This window comes from Mesorhizobium jarvisii (genome assembly GCF_003601985.1).
GTDB classification, from domain to species: Bacteria; Pseudomonadota; Alphaproteobacteria; order Rhizobiales; family Rhizobiaceae; genus Mesorhizobium; species Mesorhizobium jarvisii.
The window spans coordinates 238,328-254,896 of record NZ_QZXA01000007.1 but is presented as its reverse complement, the minus strand read 5'-3'; the positions used below and the strand labels follow the sequence as shown (position 1 = coordinate 254,896).

Here is a 16,569-nt window from a genome sequence, read left to right as displayed (position 1 = left end):
CGTGGCTTGAACGACTTAGAACTTCATACCGAGGCCGAAAGTGACGCGGTTGTCGGTCGCCTTTACCTTGCCGATACCATCGAAGCTCTTCGAGCCGAAGTCCGTGTAGCGGTACTCGACACGGCCGAAGACGTTGTCGGTCAGCTTGATGTCGGTGCCGACGCCGGCGGTCCAGCCGATCATCGTGGCGGTGTCGCTGGCCGGAATGACCGAGTCTTCCACCTTCAGGCTCCTGCCGGCGAGACCGCCGGTGCCATAGAGCAGGATTTCCGGGGTCACGGCGTAGCCGAGACGGGCACGCAGCGAGCCTTCGAAACCGCCCTTCGAGTTGATGCCGTTGTCGTCACCCTTGACGCCGTTGTAGCCGAGTTCGGCTTCACCGCCGTACACGAAGTTCTCCTGCTGCCACTGATAGCCGCCGAAGACGCTACCGACGAAACCCTTTGTGCCGGTCGAAACGTCGAAATCCTTCTCCTTGGTACGGCCGCTGAAGCCGTAGCCAACGTTAAGACCAGCATACGGGCCAGCCCAGGATGCGACAGGCAGTTCGGCAACCGGAGCGGGTGCCGGGGGCTCTTCCTGGACGACGTCTGCGGCATAGGCAGTACCACCGAGGGCGAAGAGCCCGAGCGCGACGGCCAGCGGCCGTGCGAATTTGAGATTGGCTTGCATTGTTCTTTACTCCTTAAGCCACAGGACACAGGCTTGTTTCTCACGATCGCCATCAACCCGTCCGGGGGGTGAAACGGATCTGGCGTTCGTCGGTTCCAAATGTCGTGTCAAAATGCGGCTGAAGCGAACCTGAACTTGGGTCATTACCCGGCGCGAATGAGGCGGAACCTTGACGTTGCATCTTCGCAACAGCGAAATGTCAGCAGCCATTTCATGCTGCGCTGCACACCGCTTGGTGCAAGGAGTCCAGCATCCTATATTGCGTTCCGGCGGTTCCGACTCCAAGACGAGTCGGCATGCCGAACCGGGCGTTTCGCCACAATGCTGCCCCAAGTGCGAATGCCGTTTAACGCATGCGGGGCCATATTTCGTCGGCGTCGTGTTTTCGGCCCGAAATCGAGGATTGACAGCAGATGAGCAAAGCCACTCCCGCGGCCCTGGTGACGGGCGGGGCGAAACGGATCGGCAAGGCAATTGTCGAAGACCTCGCCGGCCATGGCTTTGCCGTCGCCATCCACGCCAATCGCTCGCACGACGAGGCGGATGCCTTGGCCGCGGGGATCAATCAGTCCGGCGGCCGCGCCACCGTGGTTGGGGCGGATCTGACCGACATGAGCGCCGTCAGCGGCCTCGTCGGCAAGGCGGAGGCCGCGCTGGGTCCAATCTCTCTGCTGGTCAACAATGCTTCGCTTTTCGTCGACGATTCCATTGAGGATTTCGATTGGCAGGCCTGGGACCGCCACTTTGCGATCCACGTAAAAACGCCGGCGCTGTTGGCGCAGAATTTCGCCCGCGCCTTGCCTGAAGGGCGCGAGGGGATGATCGTCAATATCATCGATCAGCGCGTCTGGAGGCCGACGCCACGCTACTTCTCCTACGCGTTGTCGAAGTCGGCTTTGTGGACCCAGACCCAGATGCTGGCGCAGGCGCTCGGCCCGCGCATTCGCGTCAACGCGATCGGGCCTGGCCCGACACTGAAGAATGTGCGCCAGGACGATACCGATTTTGGCGCACAGCTCGCTGGCCTGATCCTGAAGCGCGGCCCGGAATTGCCGGAATTCGGCGCCACCATCCGCTATCTCTGGGATGCGCGCTCGGTCACCGGTCAGATGATCGCGCTCGATGGCGGCCAGCATCTTGCATGGCAGACGCCCGATGTGACAGGCATGACGGAATGAGTCCTTTGGATCACAAAAACAAGGCGCGTGGCGGCGCCGATGACCTGCCTCCCGAAATCGACCTCGAGGACGAGGCGCTCGAGGAGATCGTCGAACCGACAGGCCCGGATGTCGCCTTCACCGCCATTGACTGGACGCCGCATGCCGGCGATGCCGAAGGCATGGTCGGCGCCGAGGTGATCCAGACCATGGTCAAACGGCTGCCCAACGCACCCGGCGTCTACCGCATGATGAACGCCGCAGGCGACGTGCTCTATGTCGGCAAGGCGCGCAGCCTGAAGAAGCGCGTCACCAACTACGCGCAAGGCCGGTTCCACACCAACCGCATCGGCCGCATGGTGCGCGAGACGTCGACGATGGAATTCGTCGTCACCCGCACCGAGATCGAGGCGCTGCTGCTCGAAGCCAATCTTATCAAGCGCTTGCGGCCGCGATTCAACGTGCTGATGCGCGACGACAAGTCGTTTCCCTATATCCTTTTGACCGGCGACCATGTCTCGCCCGGCATCTACAAGCATCGTGGCGCGCGGTCGCGGAAAGGCGACTATTTCGGCCCCTTTGCTTCGGCCGGCGCCGTCGGCCGCACCATCAATTCGCTGCAGCGCGCCTTCCTGCTGCGCAGTTGCACCAACTCGTTCTACGAGAACCGCACGCGGCCGTGCCTGCTGTATCAGATCAAGCGCTGCGCCGGCCCCTGCACCGGCGAAATCTCGCATGACGGCTATGCCGAACTGGTCGCCGAGGCGAAGGATTTTCTGTCCGGCCGCAGCCAGAAGGTGAAGACCGAGATTTCGGCCGCCATGCAGCAGGCATCTGAAGACCTCGATTTCGAACGGGCCGCCATCTATCGCGACCGGCTGGCCGCCCTGTCGCATGTGCAGAGCCATCAGGGCATCAACCCGGCGACCGTCGACGAGGCCGATGTCTTCGCCATCCATCAGGAAGGCGGGCAGGTCTGCATCCAGGTGTTCTTCTTCCGCACCGGCCAGAACTGGGGCAACCGCGCCTATTTCCCGAAGGCCGATCCTGCCCTGGAAGCGGCCGAGGTGTTGGGCTCGTTCCTGGCGCAGTTCTACGACGACAAGCCGACGCCGCGCGCAATCCTTCTGTCGCACGGCGTCGAGGACCAGGAATTGCTGGCCGAGGCGCTCTCGACCCGCGCCGGCCGCAAGGTTGCGATCTCTGTGCCGCAGCGCGGAGAGAAGAAGGACCTGACCGACAACGCCCTGCAGAATGCGCGGGAGGCGTTGGGCCGCAGGCTGGCCGAAACCTCGACGCAAGGACGGTTGCTTGCCGGTTTCGCCGAGACCTTCGGCCTGGCCAAGCCGCCGGCGCGCATCGAGGTATACGACAACTCGCACATCATGGGCACCAATGCCGTCGGCGCCATGGTTGTCGCGGGACCGGAAGGGTTCGTGAAAAACCAGTACCGGAAATTCAACATCCGCTCGACCGAGATCACTCCGGGCGACGATTTCGGTATGATGCGCGAGGTGATGGAGCGGCGCTTTTCGCGACTGCTCAAGGAGCATGGCGATGTCGCGCCCGACGACGCGGCTTCGGTGGAAGCGGGCGATGATGTCGAAGACGACATCTCCGGCAGCTTCCCGGCCTGGCCCGACGTCATCCTGATCGATGGCGGCCAGGGCCAGATGACGGCCGTGCGCAAGATTCTCGCCGATCTCGGCATCGAGGACCGCGTCGTGGCGATCGGCATTGCCAAGGGGCAGGACCGCGATGCCGGCCGCGAGCGCTTTTTCGTCAAGGGCAGGGATTCTTTTTCGCTGCCGGTGCGCGACCCCGTGCTCTATTTCGTCCAGCGGCTGCGCGACGAGGTCCATCGCTTCGCCATCGGCTCTCACCGGGCGCGGCGCAAGAAGGAGATGGTCAAAAGCCCGCTCGACGAGATCGCCGGCATCGGCCCCGGCCGCAAGCGCGCGCTGCTGCTGGCATTCGGCACCGCCAAGGCCGTCAGCCGTGCCGCGATCGAGGATCTGAGGAAAGTCGACGGTATTTCCGAACAGGTCGCCAAACTGGTCTACAATCATTTTCACGAAAGTTGAAAAATTCGGCACTTTCAGCTGGCCAGTCGAATCTGGCCTGTTGACCCCCTACATTCGCTTCTGATTTGAGTACGCAGGCAGAAAGAGTCCACCAGATATGGCCCAGCGCGCGTTCAACCTGCCCAACATGCTGACCTACGCCCGCATCATCGCGGTGCCGCTGGTGGTGCTGTGCTTTTTTCTCGAAGGCCATCTGAAATCGAGCGACTTCGCCCGCTGGTCGGCGCTGGTCATTTTTCTGCTGGCATCCGTCACCGATTATTTCGACGGCTATTTTGCGCGCGCCTGGCAGCAGACCTCCAATATCGGCAAGATGCTCGACCCGATCGCCGACAAGCTGCTGGTCGCGACCTGCCTTTTGCTGCTGGCGGCCGACACCGATCGCCATGCCGGCATCGCCGGCTGGTCGCTGTGGGCGGCCATCATCATCCTGTGCCGCGAAATCCTGGTTTCCGGCCTGCGCGAATATCTGGCGGCACTCAAGGTCTCGGTGCCGGTGACGCAGCTTGCCAAGTGGAAGACCACCATCCAGATGGTCGCCATCGCATTCCTGCTGGCAGGACCGGCCGGTGACAAGATCTTCCCGCTGACGACGCAGACCGGCCTTGTGCTGCTGTGGATCGCCGCACTCGTCACGCTCTACACCGGCTACGACTATTTCCGCGCCGGCCTCAAGCACATCATGGGCGAGTGAGATGACGACCCGCCTTATCTATTTTGCCTGGGTGCGCGAACGGATCGGCATGCCTCAAGAGGATGTCGAATTGCCCGCCGGCATCGAGACCGTCGCCGACCTTTTGCGCTGGCTGCAATCGCGCGGCGAGGGCTACGAACACGCGCTGCAATATCCCGACGTGATCCGCGTTGCCATCAACCAGGAACATGTCGACCACCGCGAAAAGATATCGGGCGCGCGCGAGATCGCGCTGTTCCCGCCGATGACCGGAGGTTGACACCCATGTCGGCCGTCCTGGCGCCGACCGTGCGCATCCAGCGCGAGGATTTCGACGTCGCCGCCGAGATCGCCGGACTGACGCAAGGCCGCAGCGACATTGGCGCGGTGGTTTCTTTCTCCGGCCTCTGCCGCGATGAGCAGGGCGCGCTCTCGGCACTGGAGCTCGAACATTATCCCGGCATGGCGGAGGCCGAGATCGGCCGCATCGCCACCGAGGCGGTTGAGCGCTGGCCGCTGCAGGGCCTCACCGTCATCCACCGCCATGGCAAGGTTCGTCCGGGCGAGAATATCGTGCTGGTGGTGGCCGCCTCCGGCCATCGCCAGGCCGCGTTCGAAGCGGCGAACTTTCTCATGGATTACCTCAAATCGCGCGCGCCCTTCTGGAAGAAGGAGCATCGCGCCGATGGTTCCGAAGGTGGCTGGGTCGAGGCCAAGGAAACCGACGCCCAGGCGGCAAAGCGCTGGAAGTCACCGTCCGAATAAATCCAGTCGCAGCCATGTATTGACCGCAATCCTTTGGCCAATTGCGTGAGGTTGATCAGCCCCGGGGATTGGCAGTCCGGGCAAGGGAGGTGGTCATGCTGGACAGGCTCGCGGAGTTCTTCGTCTTCGGTTTCGTGCCTCTGGTCGTCGGCATCCTGGCGGTACCGGAACTGTCCGTGGCCGCCGAAAAGGCGGTGAGGGGCGAGGTGATCTATCGCGAACGCATCGCCCTGCCGCCCAGCGCCGTGCTTTCCGTCCAGCTTGCCGATGTTTCACTGGCCGATGCACCGGGCAAGATCATCGGCGAGCAGACGGTCAAGCCGGCCGGCCAGGTGCCGATCAGCTTCGAGATCAAGTTCGATCCTTCGGTGATCCGGTCGCAGATGACCTATGCGCTGCAGGCGCGGATCACCGTTGACGGCAAGTTGATGTTCATTTCCGATGTGCGCCATCAGCTGGACCCGCTGACTGACGCGCCGCAGACCATCATGCTCAAAATGGTGGCGTCAGGCGCCGAGCCGGCGGCTTCCGTCTTTGGCCAGCTCTGGGTGCTCGACTACGTCGATGGGATTGGCGCCATCACCGCGCCGCAGGCGACGCTCAGGGTCAGCGAGGCTGGCAAGGCGGGCGGCAGCGGCCCCTGCAACACCTACTTCGCCACCGCCAAGGTCGATGGCCAGGCGATCGCCATCAGCGGCATCGGCTCGACCTACAAGGCCTGCGCGCCGGAGGTGATGGCCGAGGAAAAGGCGTTGTTCGATGCCTTGGCCAAGGCGGCATCCTACAAGGTCGATGCCGGCAAGCTCGCCATATCGGACAAGGACGGCCGCGAAATCCTGCGCTTCAGCGCCGCGAGCTGATCGCCAAATGAAAAGGCCGGCGAAGCGCCGGCCTTTTGCATGAGATTTTGCAGTATCGGCTCAGCCGACGATCTCGGTGTCCGAGAACCAGTACTTGATCTCCTGCGCGGCGGTTTCCGGCGCGTCGGAGCCGTGCACCGAATTCTCGCCGATCGACAGCGCGTGGACCTTGCGGATGGTGCCTTCGGCGGCGTTGGCCGGGTTGGTGGCGCCCATCACTTCGCGGTTCCTGGCAATGGCATTCTCGCCTTCCAGCACCTGGACGATCGTCGGAGCCGACGACATGAACTCGACCAGTTCGCCGAAGAAGGGACGGTCCTTGTGGACGGCGTAGAAACCTTCCGCCTCGCGGCGGCTCATCCAGACGCGGCGCGATGCGATGACGCGCAGGCCGGCGTCTTCGAGCATCTGGGTGATGGCGCCGGTGAGGTTGCGCCGGGTCGCGTCCGGCTTGATCATGGAAAAGGTGCGTTCGAGCGCCATGGGGTTTCCTTGTCTGAGAAATGGAATTGAGAGTGGCGGGCTCTATACAAGCCGCCCGGCCCATTGCCAAGGGGTGAGGAGCGGTCCGCGAAGCGGACGGAAAGCCGATTGCCTGGCTTTCAGAATGACGAGTGCCCAAAGCGGGGATTGAAGGGCCGCAACGCTACGCACATCTATGTCAGGCCGGCAAGCCGTCAGGCGACATCAGACGGCTGCACAGCAACGCTTTGCTTGCTATAGTCACGCGTCGGCGCCGCGCTGAAGTCGGCCCGAATGGAGACAACATGACCATGGCAGACGATCGTCAGGAGCGCATTCGCAACCGCGCACATCAGATCTGGCAGGAAGAGGGGCAACCGGCGGGTCACCACGAACGCCATTGGCACCAGGCGGCAGCCGATATCGATCGGGAAGATGCGGGCAAGCCGTCGGCAGCCAAGACGCCGGCCAAGAAGGCATCTGGCGCCAGCAAGGCCAAAGCCGCTCCAAAGGAAGAGAAAGCTGTCGCGAAAGCCAGCAAGCCGAAGACCAGCAAGCCAAAGAAGGCGGCCAAGTAGGCCCGCTGTCCTGCCGCTGATTCTCGCCACGGATAGACGGCGCGTCCAATCTGCCTTGCGGGCAGGGCAAGCGCTTGCGGCCGTCAGGCCGCTGCCGCAACCTTTCGTCCCAGCCCGCCATGCAGGTCGAGGCAACGCGCGAACCATTGCGCCACGGCATCGCTGTCTTCAAGCAGCTGGTAGGGCGTGGCGATGCGCGCCCATTGCAGCGCGCCGAAGACGATGTAATCCGCAAACAGCGGTGAGGTGCCGCCGATGAAAGGCTGGTAGCCCAGCATCGAGCGCAGCGGTTCGAGCGAAGTCCGAAACGCCGCCAGGCCGGCATCGCGCGCCGCGACGACATCTTCCAGCTGCCTGCCGAAGCGCTGCTCCCGGCTCTGCCGGAAATACACGGCGTTTTCTTCGTCCTGCATGGCATGGAGGTCGACGAGCGCCGCAGTGGTGACGTAGGGATGGATGGTCAATTGCGACCAGCGCTCGATGAAGCGCGCCATCGCCTTGCCACCGTCGCCGCCAAACAGCGTCGGCCGGTCCGGATAGGCTTCCTCGAGATAGAGCGCGATGTCGAAGGAATCGATGACGACCTTGTCGCCGTCGCGGATCACCGGAACGGTTTTCGAGGCGCCGCCCTCGATGGCGGGCACCTCGAGAAAACGCGTCGGCGCGGTCGAGATATCGAGCCCCTTGTGGGCCAGCGCCATTGTCGCCTTCCAGCAATGCGGACTGAACGGACGGCTCTCGTCACGCCCGACGAGCTCATAAAGCAGAATGGTCATTGGCGCGGGTCTCTTTGCGGTCTAGGTATCGCTCGCGACACCCCGAAACGGGGCGGCGGGAGAAAAGATGAAACAGCACTTCATGATGTTTGCGGCGTATAATCAATGGGCCAATGGCCGCATCTATGATGCCGCCGCGGACCTTGATGAAGAGGAATTCAATCGCGACGTCGGCGCCTTCTTCGGCTCGCTGATGGGCACCCTCAACCATCTGCTCGCCGCCGATCGCATCTGGATGAAGCGCTTCACCGGCGAGGGCGACGCGCCGACGGCGCTGGATGCCATACTGCATCGGGCCTTGCCCAAGCTGAGGACGGCGCGCGAGGCCGAGGACCGGCGGATCATCGACTGGCTCTCCGGCTTGAGCGACAAGGCGCTGTCGGGCCGCTTCACCTATATGACCCTGTCGGACATGCGCACCGTCTCGCAGCGTCTTGCGCCCGCGCTGGCGCATGTCTTCAACCACCAGACCCATCATCGCGGCCAGGCGCATATGATCCTGACTGTCCTCGGCCGTCCTTCCGTGCCGCTCGATCTGGCGCATTTCCAGCGTACCGAAGAGGGCAGGGCTTTCGCCTGATCCGGGCGAACGGCCTGCGCCGACTACCGCCGCATCTTCTGCAGAAGCATGGCCTTCACGTCAGGCCATTCGGAATCGATGATGCTGAACCGCACGGAATTGCGTTTCCTGCCGTCTGGCATGATCCGCTCGTTGCGAACGATCCCTTCCTGCTTTGCCCCTATCCGCAGAATGGCCGCTCTCGATGCGTCATTGAGTTCATCGGTGGTGAACTGCACTCGCACACACGCCATGACCTCGAAGGCATGGGCCAGGAGAAGGTACTTTGCCTCGGTATTGACCCCTGATCGCTGAACCGAAGCGCTGAGCCACGTGTGCCCAATCTCCAATTTTCTGTTCATGCGATCGATCTTCCAGAACCGCGTACTCCCGCAGATCGCTCCCGTGCCGCGCAGCACGATTGTATAAGGCATGACGGTCCCGGCCCGTCGTCCAGCCAGGGCGCAGGCTACATAGTCATCGATCGTGGCTGGCCCGGGAACCACGGTGGCCGCGAGGTTCCACAGCTCACCGTCCGCGGCCGCACACAGAAGGCCCTGCGAATGCCCCGGCTGAAGCGGCTTGAGTTCCACAATCTTGCCGGCCAGGACAGGTTGCATGGATTGGACGTCCATTAACCGATGGTCCTCAATTTTCTGACCGGCGGTCATCGGGGGACAATTGGGCGCTGATACGAATTTCAGACAGCTTCGGTAGCCAAGTCGCGGATTTCACTGTCCAATTGGCGTTGCGTCGAAGCCGCTTCCGCCATGACCCATTGTTTGAACAGCAGCACCTTACGTGCGGCAAAGCACTTCTGGGGTGAGACGAAATACCAGCCGGCGGTATTCGGATGGTGGACGGCAAAGGGAGCGACCAGCCTTTCGGCGCGGATGTCGCTGGCCATATAGGCACGGTTGGCCACGGCAAAGCCCATTCCGGCATTGGCGGCCTCATAGGACATCATGCACGAGTCGAAATAGATGCTTTTGGTCTCGCTGAGCACGAAGCTGGCACCGGCAAAGCCAAGCCAGGACTGCCAGTTCTGGGTGCAGGTGTCGGAATGCAGAAGTGTGAAGTGCCTGAGATCGTCCGGCTCCACCTTGGACACCGGCTTGTCGCCGAGAACCTCATGGAACAGTTTGCGGCTGCACACCGGTGTCAGGTCCTCCCGAAACAGCAGATCGGATGGCAGCCCGTTGAAATGGCCGTCGCCATAGCGGATTTCGAGATCGAAATCCGAGGTCGAGAACTCATGCGTCGCGTAGGAGGTCGAAACCCGCATCACGATATCGGGATGTCGCCGCTGGAACTCCGGCAGGCGCGGAAACAGCCAGCGTGCTGCGAAGGTCGGCAGCACGGATATCTTCAGCACATGTTCCTGCGATTGCCCGGTCGCTTCCATGCTGGCGGCGACGATCCGCTCCAGCGCCTCGCGAACGCGCGAGACATAGGTCTCGCCTTCCGGCGTCAGCGACACCGCATTGCCACCGCGCTGGAAAATCTTGAAGCGCAGCTGATCCTCAAGGCTCTTGACGCGCTGGCTGACCGCTGACGCAGTGATGAACTGCTCCTCTCCGGCTCGCGTGAAATTCCCGTGGCGCGCAGCACTCTCCACGATTTTCAGCGAATTGAGGTTGACCTGACTGAGCAAACGCACCGGCTTCGACCTTAAGCTGGGCTTACACTAGCACCAGCATTCCTAATTTTACAGGGGGTGCTAATTTAATCGACTGTTAACCAAGTGTTTGCCCCCCACTTGGAGAAGTACAATGAACGCACATACCATACCCGATCTGCGCTATGCGATGAGCCGCGAGGCCATTATCGGCCACGAAACCGCCTGGAAAGTGTCGAGTTTCGGCGTTGCACAGTATCTGCATGGCTATGACCCGGCGCTGCTCGCGGCAATCGAGGAGGCCGCCTTGAAGCTCAAGGACAGCCACGCCGTGCACAAGCACCTCGACCTGACCTTCATCACCGGCGCCGACCGTTTCATTCCCGAAATCAAGGAGTTGCTGCACGACAAGCTGCGCCTCGAGCGGCTATCCGACATGATGGGCACGAAACTTGAGCCCTATCCGCTGTCGATCGTCGGTTCGACCGTCACCTTCATGAATCCCAGGGATGGCGCCGTCGAATGGCATTGCGACGGCGTTCCGGTTACCGAACTCATTCCGCTGTCGATCAGCGATCCGCTCGTCGGCGGCCATCTCGAAATCTATTGCGACGATTCCGAGACCGGCCGCGCCATCCTCGAATCCGGCCGCGAGATCCCGCGCAACCGCATCATGCGCATCGATCACAAGATGAACTACGCGACGCTCGGGCAGTTCCTTGGCGTCCTGCATCGCACCGCCCCGATCCAGTATGGCGAGCGCGTCACCCTTGTGCTCAACCAGCGTTCTGTGGCCAAGCCCTATGTCGACGACAACCGCATGTTCTATCTCGCCGCCGACAATGATCACGACCGTGAATGGGTCAACGAACTGGCTGAAGACGTCTGGACCAACCAGTTGCCGGCCTATCGCCGGTTCGAGGCGGAACATCCGACGCCCACCCCGGCCGCCGAAGCACAGGTTTCGGGCGGAGCCAGGGAATCATGGTAATCAACCATAATCCCGAAAAGTGGGAGCCGGTCTTCGGACGAGATCATGGTCCAACACAGGGATAGAGCCCCAGGCCGATTGTTTTGGCATGGATCAGGCTCGATATCGGCGCTGGTCTTTGCTGCCGGCGCGGTGGCTTTGTGGTCGACCAATGCTTTGGTCGGCAAATCCCTGCTGGCAACCCATCCGGTATCGCAAGTGCAGTTCCTGCAATTTGCGGGAGCTGCATTGGTCTTCGCCTTGATCCGGTTCATGAGCCGCGAGGAAGCGCCGCCAATGGCGCCAAGGGCGGCACTCGCACCTCTCGCGGTCGGATTCATCGGTCTGGTCGGCACCATGGTGCTGCAATACATCGCCTTCGCCTCGATGCCGGTGATCGAAGCCAATCTCGTGGCCTACACCTGGCCCTTGATGGTCGCCGCGGCAGTGATCGCCTTCGACAATCCCCGGCGCCCGGTCTTGCTGGGTCTTGCCGCGGCCCTTGGCTTCGTGGGTGTTGCGTTAGTGATTTCGGGAGGGCGTGAGAGCAGCTGGTTCCAGGGCGATATCGTCGGCTATTTCGCCGCATTTGGATCTGCGCTGTGCATGGCTTTCTATTCGGTGATGGTGGGACGGCTCGCCACTTCGCCCGATCGCCTGCTGCTGCCTTCGTCGCTGGTCGGTGTCGCCTTGACGCTTTTTTGGTCCGCTGGCGAAGGCGTCGCCTGGCCCTCCGGCGTCGATCTCGCCCTGGGACTCTATCTCGGCGCCGGTCCGATGGGGCTGGGTTATTACTTTTGGTCGCGGGCCTTGAAGCTCGAAGGCAGCGGCAAGGTCGCGGTCGTCGCCTATCTCACGCCGATTGCCTCGACGTTGCTGCTGACCCTGTCCGGCGAACGGTTGACGACAACCGCCATTGCCGGGGCCGTCCTCGTCATCGGCAGTTGTATCGCGGTCGGACTGGAGCGCTCGGAGGCGCAAGACTATGTTTGACGACAATGAACGTCTCGCCAGGCAGGAAGCGCATTGGCTGATCAAGGAATTTGGTGCCGAAGCACCGCTCTACGCGGCGATGAAGGCCGAAAAGGCAATTGAGCAGAAGGATTTCGGGCGCTGTGCCCGTTGGCGGCGTATTCTTGAGATATTGGCCGATACCCGGACGACCAAGTCTGCTGCTTCCAAGTATTAGATTTTCTAAATTGCGCAGCGTGCATTTCCCATAAAGATAGTTGACGCCAAGTCTTGATTCGTTTTGGTACTTGGCGGCCCGTTGGGGGGACGCGGTTAAAGAGATACGTCGACGAAGTCTTCGCTGGGGTGGATGACTTTCTCGCAAATAGGATGAAAGAATTGTCAAATATCGAGGATAAGACCGTTATAGAGCTAACGGCCGATATTGTCTCGGCCTATGTAGGCAACAATCCGCTACCAGCTTCCGGCCTGCCTGACCTGATTGCCAGCGTCAGCGCCTCGGTTCGAAAGTTGGCTGGCGCGGTCGTCGTAGAAAGCCCGAGCCTGGTTCCGGCCGTAAACCCGAAAAAGTCGGTGTTTCCCGACTACATCATCTGCCTGGAAGACGGAAAGAAGTTCAAGTCGCTCAAGCGACATCTCAGGACAGACTATGGTCTGAGCCCGGACGACTATCGGGCCAAATGGAGCTTGCCGCCGGACTATCCGATGGTCGCTCCCAATTACTCGGCGACCCGGTCGGCGCTAGCAAAGTCGACGGGACTTGGCCGCAAACCGGCAGCCGCACCGGCCGCCGTGGCAAAGGGAGCCAAGCGCAAGGCGGCTGGCTAAGCGGGAAGCGCCCCGGCCAGTTGGCCTAGACGCGACAGCCAATAGAACCCGGAAGGCGGCTTTGCCCTTCCGGGTTCACCGTCTGATTTGTGGTTGATCGTGCAGAACCACGTTCAGCAGCGAACTGTGCACCACGAGTTTCCCATTGTACTCGATGAATCCGAGGTCGCGGAACTTGTTCATGAAGTAGCTGACTCTCGGTCGCGTTGTGCCGATCATTTCGGCAAGCGTCTCCTGGTTGACCTTGCCGAGAATGGGTTCTGGCTTTCCTTCCTTGCCGAAATTTGCAAGCAGCAGAAGTGCCCGTGCCAGGCGCTTTTCGCTCGAATTGAAAAGCTGATCGACCAGATCCTCTTCGACACGGATGGTTCGTGTCAGAAGATGCGCGATGAACATTTCCGAAAAGGCCGGCTCATCATGAATGACGCGCATGATCGCATTCTTGTCCAACTGCATGATCTCGCAATCGGTCATCGCAACCGCCGTTGCCATGCGCCGGGTCTGGCCGGCCAAGCAACCTTCGCCGAAGAAATCGTCGGTCCCCATTATGGCGACGACAGCTTCCTTTCCCTGTTCGGACAGGACACTGATTTTGACCTGGCCCTCATTGATGTAGAAGACCGAAGCCGCGACATCGCCTTGCGAGAATATCTTCTGGTTGGGTCCATACCGTGTGATGGTGCGCCCGAGATCTGCTTTCGCCAGAAAAACCTTCGGGTCGAACGGCTGATCTGATCTTCCTTCCATCAATGACCCCATCCACTGACCAGATTGGATTTTATCACGATGCTGACGAGGCTTCAGCCTCGATGAAACAGAATCCGATATCTCGCGGAACCGGTCAATATTGACCAGACGCGGCCCGCTGCGAAGACTATCCAAATGCGGTCGGCGTTATTCGGGTCTTCCTCCCCCGATCTCCTGGCGTCTTGAAGAGTCCCTGGCCGGGGCTTCGTCACGTAAGGCACGCCCGCCGCAGTGTTCGGAATGGTTGGGAAGTCGGCCTGCGATGTCGATGCTAACAAGACGTCGCTGCAGTTCCCTGTGCCAAGGTTCCTTGGGATGCAACTTCATCCCGCAATGTGTCGGCAATTTCCATCAAACTATGCCCAGCCTCGGGATGGGCGTCGAGCAACAGACTGGCAACGGCTGCTATGTCCAGCCTGCGCCGACGCCGCTGGGCATCGGAAACGGCGTCTGCGATCTTGAGCGCCAACGGAAGCGTGGCCATCCTCGAATCTCCATGCCGCCTTGGTTCATTCGGGCCCTGATGGGAGTTTCATCGGACCCGGTTTTCCGATTGATGCCGAGCCGTTTCCTTTGCCATGCTGAAAAATCCCCGGCCGGGGTTCCTGCTGTCGTAACCAAACGTGGTTGGGGGGCAGTCCGGTTTCGTCAGCTCGTGAAGCGTAGGACGCGCGTCGGGCGCCCGTCTGTTCAATATTGACCACCACGGCGCGGACAGTGTGCCGATAGACTTTGCCTTTAGCCTTCGAGGATTTTCCGGTGATGAGCGCAGGCGCGTTTCGCGATCAGGCCTTCGGCGGTCGTCGAGGACAGGCACGAATTTCACGGACAAGGCCACCAATTCGCCTCGCGCTCCCGCCTGTGTTTCAGGCCTTGTGCGGCCAACTGGCCCGGAAGGTCTTGCGAAGCGTTGATGTCCAGTGCAAAAGCGCGGCCATGCTGATCATCAACGACCTTTCGCTCCGCATGGCCGGGCGCCTGCTTCTCGACCATGCCTCGCTGACCTTGCCGGCCGGCACCAAGGCCGGCCTTGTCGGCCGCAACGGTACCGGCAAGACGACGCTGTTCAAGGCCATCACCGGCGATTTTCCCTCCGAGACCGGCTCGATCAGCCTGCCGAAGAATACGCGCATCGGCCAGGTGGCGCAGGAAGCGCCGGGAACCGAGGAGCCGCTGATCGAGATCGTGCTCAAGGCCGACCTCGAACGCACGGCGCTGCTCGAAGAGGAAAAGACCGCCACCGATCCGCACCGCATCGCCGACATCCACATGCGGCTGGCCGACATCGACGCGCATTCGGCCGAGTCCCGCGCGGCAACCATCCTCGCCGGCCTCGGCTTCGACGACGCGGCGCAGCGCCGGCCGGCCTCGTCCTTCTCCGGCGGCTGGCGCATGCGCGTGGCATTGGCCGCCGTGCTGTTTTCAGAGCCTGATCTGCTCCTGCTCGACGAGCCGACCAACTATCTCGATCTCGAAGGCACGCTGTGGCTGGAAAACTACGTGTCGAAATACCCGCACACCGTGCTTCTGATTTCGCACGATCGCGACCTGCTCAACCGTGCCGTCAACTCGATCGTTCATCTCGACCAGAAGAAGCTGACCTTCTGGCGCGGCGGCTACGATCAGTTCGAGCGCCAATACACCGAGCAGAAGGAATTGCAGGAAAAGGGTCGCGTCAAACAGGAGGCCGCCCGCAAGCACATGGAATCCTTCGTCGAGCGGTTCCGCGCCAAGGCGTCCAAGGCCAGACAGGCGCAGTCACGCATCAAGGCCCTGGAAAAGATGAAGCCGATCGCGGCGATCGTGAACGATTCGGTGCGGCCGTTCTCTTTTCCCGAACCGGTGAAGACCGTGGCCTCGCCGATCGTGGCGCTGAACAACGTCAATGTCGGCTACACCGAAGGCCAGCCGATCCTGAAGAAAATGACGTTGCGCATAGACGCCGACGACCGCATCGCGCTGCTTGGCGCCAACGGCAACGGCAAGTCGACCTTCGCCAAGCTGCTGTCGGGCCGGCTCAAGCAGGAGAGCGGCACGATGACGGTGGCGCCCGGGCTGAAGGTGGCGATCTTCGCCCAGCATCAGCTCGACGATCTGCGTCCGGAGGAAAACGCCTATGAGCATGTCCGCCGGCTGATGCCGGAGGCGCCGGAGTCCAAGGTGCGCGGTCGTGTTGCCCAGTTCGGTCTGACGACCGAGAAGATGAATACGCCAGCCAAGGACTTGTCCGGCGGCGAGAAGGCGCGGCTTTTGATGGGCTTGTCGGCCTTCGAGGGGCCGAACCTGTTCATCCTCGACGAGCCGACCAACCATCTCGACATCGACAGCCGTGAATCGCTGATCCATGCGCTCAACGAATTTCCCGGGGCTGTCATCCTGATCTCGCACGACCGCCATTTGCTTGAGGCGACCGCCGACCGGCTCTGGCTGGTCAAGGACGGGGCGGTCAATCCGTATGAGGGCGACCTGGAGGACTACAAGACGCTGGTCACCGGCGTGTCCGGCGACCGCCGCGGCAGGCGCGAGGCCGACAAGGCGTCAAAAGCCGACCGCCGCCGCGATGCGGCGGCGCGCCGCGCCGCCTTCGAACCGCTGGCCAAGGAAATCCGCGCCACAGAAGCGCTGATGGACCGCATCCGCAAACGCATCGACGGCATCGAGGACGAACTGGCCAATCCGGCGATCTACGAAAAGGATCCCTCGACGGCGACGCGCCTGGCCAAGGAGCGCTCGCAGCTCGCCCAGACGCTGGCCGGCCACGAGGAAAAATGGCTGACCATGTCGGCCGAGTATGAGGAAGGCACGGCGGAGTAGGGCGGCCGACCTCGTCGCAAACCGCGATTGGGAC

Annotated in this window: 20 protein-coding genes; 13 read left to right on the top strand and 7 right to left on the bottom strand. The window is 61.8% G+C overall.

The annotated features are described in order from the left end of the window. Window positions 1-15: 15 nt before the first annotated feature. Window positions 16-672 (bottom strand): outer membrane protein, encoded by a 657-nt coding sequence (locus tag D3242_RS19475; protein ID WP_038645772.1) that lies wholly within the window; start codon window positions 670-672, stop codon window positions 16-18. 413 nt (window positions 673-1,085) lie between these two features. Here D3242_RS19475 and D3242_RS19470 point away from each other — a divergent pair, with 413 nt between their 5' ends. The 6 genes from D3242_RS19470 (at window position 1,086) to D3242_RS19445 (ending at window position 6,211) form a co-directional block, all read left to right on the top strand. Next, complete coding sequence (locus D3242_RS19470; protein ID WP_064984937.1) at window positions 1,086-1,850, top strand: SDR family oxidoreductase; 765 nt, start codon at window positions 1,086-1,088, stop codon at window positions 1,848-1,850. After that, a complete protein-coding gene (gene uvrC, locus D3242_RS19465; RefSeq protein ID WP_064984936.1) occupies window positions 1,847-3,913 on the top strand; it encodes an excinuclease ABC subunit UvrC in 2,067 nt (688 codons plus the stop codon). The genes D3242_RS19470 and uvrC overlap by 4 nt, the downstream gene beginning before the upstream one ends. A 97-nt stretch (window positions 3,914-4,010) precedes the next feature. Continuing rightward, on the top strand, window positions 4,011-4,607 hold the full coding sequence (pgsA, locus tag D3242_RS19460; protein ID WP_064984934.1) for a CDP-diacylglycerol--glycerol-3-phosphate 3-phosphatidyltransferase: 597 nt from the start codon (window positions 4,011-4,013) through the stop codon (window positions 4,605-4,607). A gap of 1 nt (window position 4,608) precedes the next feature. Further along, entirely contained in the window at window positions 4,609-4,866 is a 258-nt protein-coding gene (gene moaD / locus D3242_RS19455) for a molybdopterin converting factor subunit 1 (protein ID WP_019857311.1), read from the top strand. Window positions 4,867-4,871: 5 nt separating this feature from the next. Then, a complete protein-coding gene (locus D3242_RS19450; RefSeq protein ID WP_064984932.1) occupies window positions 4,872-5,351 on the top strand; it encodes a molybdenum cofactor biosynthesis protein MoaE in 480 nt (159 codons plus the stop codon). 95 nt (window positions 5,352-5,446) lie between these two features. After that, window positions 5,447-6,211 carry a YbaY family lipoprotein gene (locus D3242_RS19445; RefSeq protein ID WP_064984930.1) on the top strand — a complete coding sequence of 255 codons (765 nt, stop codon included), beginning with the start codon at window positions 5,447-5,449 and terminating at the stop codon, window positions 6,209-6,211. 60 nt (window positions 6,212-6,271) lie between these two features. On the opposite strand, the gene ndk is transcribed toward D3242_RS19445, so the two are convergent. Continuing rightward, window positions 6,272-6,694, bottom strand: coding sequence for a nucleoside-diphosphate kinase (ndk, locus tag D3242_RS19440; protein ID WP_019857314.1), 423 nt, complete (start codon window positions 6,692-6,694; stop codon window positions 6,272-6,274). Window positions 6,695-6,825: 131 nt separating this feature from the next. Here ndk and D3242_RS33985 point away from each other — a divergent pair, with 131 nt between their 5' ends. Continuing rightward, window positions 6,826-7,251 carry a DUF2934 domain-containing protein gene (locus D3242_RS33985; RefSeq protein ID WP_223217754.1) on the top strand — a complete coding sequence of 142 codons (426 nt, stop codon included), beginning with the start codon at window positions 6,826-6,828 and terminating at the stop codon, window positions 7,249-7,251. Between the two features lie 83 nt (window positions 7,252-7,334). On the opposite strand, the gene D3242_RS19430 is transcribed toward D3242_RS33985, so the two are convergent. Further along, window positions 7,335-8,027 (bottom strand): glutathione S-transferase family protein, encoded by a 693-nt coding sequence (locus D3242_RS19430; protein WP_064984929.1) that lies wholly within the window; start codon window positions 8,025-8,027, stop codon window positions 7,335-7,337. A 67-nt stretch (window positions 8,028-8,094) separates the two neighbouring features. On the opposite strand from D3242_RS19430, the gene D3242_RS19425 reads away from it, so the two are divergent. Continuing rightward, on the top strand, window positions 8,095-8,607 hold the full coding sequence (locus D3242_RS19425; RefSeq protein WP_019857317.1) for a DinB family protein: 513 nt from the start codon (window positions 8,095-8,097) through the stop codon (window positions 8,605-8,607). Window positions 8,608-8,630: 23 nt separating this feature from the next. On the opposite strand, the gene D3242_RS19420 is transcribed toward D3242_RS19425, so the two are convergent. Both D3242_RS19420 and D3242_RS19415 read right to left on the bottom strand, forming a co-directional pair. Then, window positions 8,631-9,206, bottom strand: a complete 576-nt coding sequence (locus D3242_RS19420; RefSeq protein WP_027046687.1) for a GNAT family N-acetyltransferase — start codon at window positions 9,204-9,206, stop codon at window positions 8,631-8,633. 80 nt (window positions 9,207-9,286) lie between these two features. After that, a complete protein-coding gene (locus tag D3242_RS19415) occupies window positions 9,287-10,246 on the bottom strand; it encodes a LysR substrate-binding domain-containing protein (RefSeq protein ID WP_019857319.1) in 960 nt (319 codons plus the stop codon). 112 nt (window positions 10,247-10,358) lie between these two features. Here D3242_RS19415 and D3242_RS33570 point away from each other — a divergent pair, with 112 nt between their 5' ends. From D3242_RS33570 to D3242_RS19390, 4 genes are all read left to right on the top strand, one after another. After that, window positions 10,359-11,195, top strand: coding sequence for a hypothetical protein (locus tag D3242_RS33570; protein WP_019857320.1), 837 nt, complete (start codon window positions 10,359-10,361; stop codon window positions 11,193-11,195). A gap of 45 nt (window positions 11,196-11,240) precedes the next feature. After that, window positions 11,241-12,167: a DMT family transporter gene (locus D3242_RS19400; RefSeq protein WP_064984925.1), complete on the top strand. Its 927-nt coding sequence runs from the start codon at window positions 11,241-11,243 to the stop codon at window positions 12,165-12,167. Beyond that, window positions 12,160-12,363: a hypothetical protein gene (locus tag D3242_RS19395; RefSeq protein WP_019857323.1), complete on the top strand. Its 204-nt coding sequence runs from the start codon at window positions 12,160-12,162 to the stop codon at window positions 12,361-12,363. The genes D3242_RS19400 and D3242_RS19395 overlap by 8 nt, the downstream gene beginning before the upstream one ends. Window positions 12,364-12,515: 152 nt before the next feature. Further along, a complete protein-coding gene (locus tag D3242_RS19390) occupies window positions 12,516-12,974 on the top strand; it encodes a Ros/MucR family transcriptional regulator (RefSeq protein ID WP_019857325.1) in 459 nt (152 codons plus the stop codon). Window positions 12,975-13,049: 75 nt separating this feature from the next. Here the strand turns inward: D3242_RS19390 and D3242_RS19385 are convergent, their stop codons facing one another. Both D3242_RS19385 and D3242_RS33315 read right to left on the bottom strand, forming a co-directional pair. Further along, window positions 13,050-13,721, bottom strand: a complete 672-nt coding sequence (locus tag D3242_RS19385) for a Crp/Fnr family transcriptional regulator (protein ID WP_064984923.1) — start codon at window positions 13,719-13,721, stop codon at window positions 13,050-13,052. Between the two features lie 271 nt (window positions 13,722-13,992). Beyond that, a complete protein-coding gene (locus D3242_RS33315) occupies window positions 13,993-14,205 on the bottom strand; it encodes a hypothetical protein (protein ID WP_064984922.1) in 213 nt (70 codons plus the stop codon). 452 nt (window positions 14,206-14,657) lie between these two features. Between D3242_RS33315 and D3242_RS19380 the strand changes: the two genes are divergently transcribed. Next, on the top strand, window positions 14,658-16,535 hold the full coding sequence (locus tag D3242_RS19380; protein WP_020628819.1) for an ABC-F family ATP-binding cassette domain-containing protein: 1,878 nt from the start codon (window positions 14,658-14,660) through the stop codon (window positions 16,533-16,535). The last annotated feature ends 34 nt before the right edge of the window (window positions 16,536-16,569 follow it).

What these genes read in the sequence shown, in the direction of transcription:
- D3242_RS33315 (WP_064984922.1), bottom strand. Translation starts at nt 14,205, where the DNA reads ATGGCCACGCTTCCGTTGGCGCTCAAGATCGCAGACGCCGTTTCCGAT.
- D3242_RS19420 (WP_027046687.1), bottom strand. Translation starts at nt 9,206, where the DNA reads ATGCAACCTGTCCTGGCCGGCAAGATTGTGGAACTCAAGCCGCTTCAG.
- D3242_RS19395 (WP_019857323.1), top strand. Translation starts at nt 12,160, where the DNA reads ATGTTTGACGACAATGAACGTCTCGCCAGGCAGGAAGCGCATTGGCTG.
- uvrC (WP_064984936.1), top strand. Translation starts at nt 1,847, where the DNA reads ATGAGTCCTTTGGATCACAAAAACAAGGCGCGTGGCGGCGCCGATGAC.
- D3242_RS19450 (WP_064984932.1), top strand. Translation starts at nt 4,872, where the DNA reads ATGTCGGCCGTCCTGGCGCCGACCGTGCGCATCCAGCGCGAGGATTTC.
- pgsA (WP_064984934.1), top strand. Translation starts at nt 4,011, where the DNA reads ATGGCCCAGCGCGCGTTCAACCTGCCCAACATGCTGACCTACGCCCGC.
- D3242_RS19430 (WP_064984929.1), bottom strand. Translation starts at nt 8,027, where the DNA reads ATGACCATTCTGCTTTATGAGCTCGTCGGGCGTGACGAGAGCCGTCCG.
- D3242_RS33570 (WP_019857320.1), top strand. Translation starts at nt 10,359, where the DNA reads ATGAACGCACATACCATACCCGATCTGCGCTATGCGATGAGCCGCGAG.
- D3242_RS19380 (WP_020628819.1), top strand. Translation starts at nt 14,658, where the DNA reads ATGCTGATCATCAACGACCTTTCGCTCCGCATGGCCGGGCGCCTGCTT.
- D3242_RS19470 (WP_064984937.1), top strand. Translation starts at nt 1,086, where the DNA reads ATGAGCAAAGCCACTCCCGCGGCCCTGGTGACGGGCGGGGCGAAACGG.
- D3242_RS19400 (WP_064984925.1), top strand. Translation starts at nt 11,241, where the DNA reads ATGGTCCAACACAGGGATAGAGCCCCAGGCCGATTGTTTTGGCATGGA.
- D3242_RS19425 (WP_019857317.1), top strand. Translation starts at nt 8,095, where the DNA reads ATGAAACAGCACTTCATGATGTTTGCGGCGTATAATCAATGGGCCAAT.
- D3242_RS19445 (WP_064984930.1), top strand. Translation starts at nt 5,447, where the DNA reads ATGCTGGACAGGCTCGCGGAGTTCTTCGTCTTCGGTTTCGTGCCTCTG.
- D3242_RS19390 (WP_019857325.1), top strand. Translation starts at nt 12,516, where the DNA reads ATGAAAGAATTGTCAAATATCGAGGATAAGACCGTTATAGAGCTAACG.
- D3242_RS19385 (WP_064984923.1), bottom strand. Translation starts at nt 13,721, where the DNA reads ATGGAAGGAAGATCAGATCAGCCGTTCGACCCGAAGGTTTTTCTGGCG.
- moaD (WP_019857311.1), top strand. Translation starts at nt 4,609, where the DNA reads ATGACGACCCGCCTTATCTATTTTGCCTGGGTGCGCGAACGGATCGGC.
- ndk (WP_019857314.1), bottom strand. Translation starts at nt 6,694, where the DNA reads ATGGCGCTCGAACGCACCTTTTCCATGATCAAGCCGGACGCGACCCGG.
- D3242_RS19475 (WP_038645772.1), bottom strand. Translation starts at nt 672, where the DNA reads ATGCAAGCCAATCTCAAATTCGCACGGCCGCTGGCCGTCGCGCTCGGG.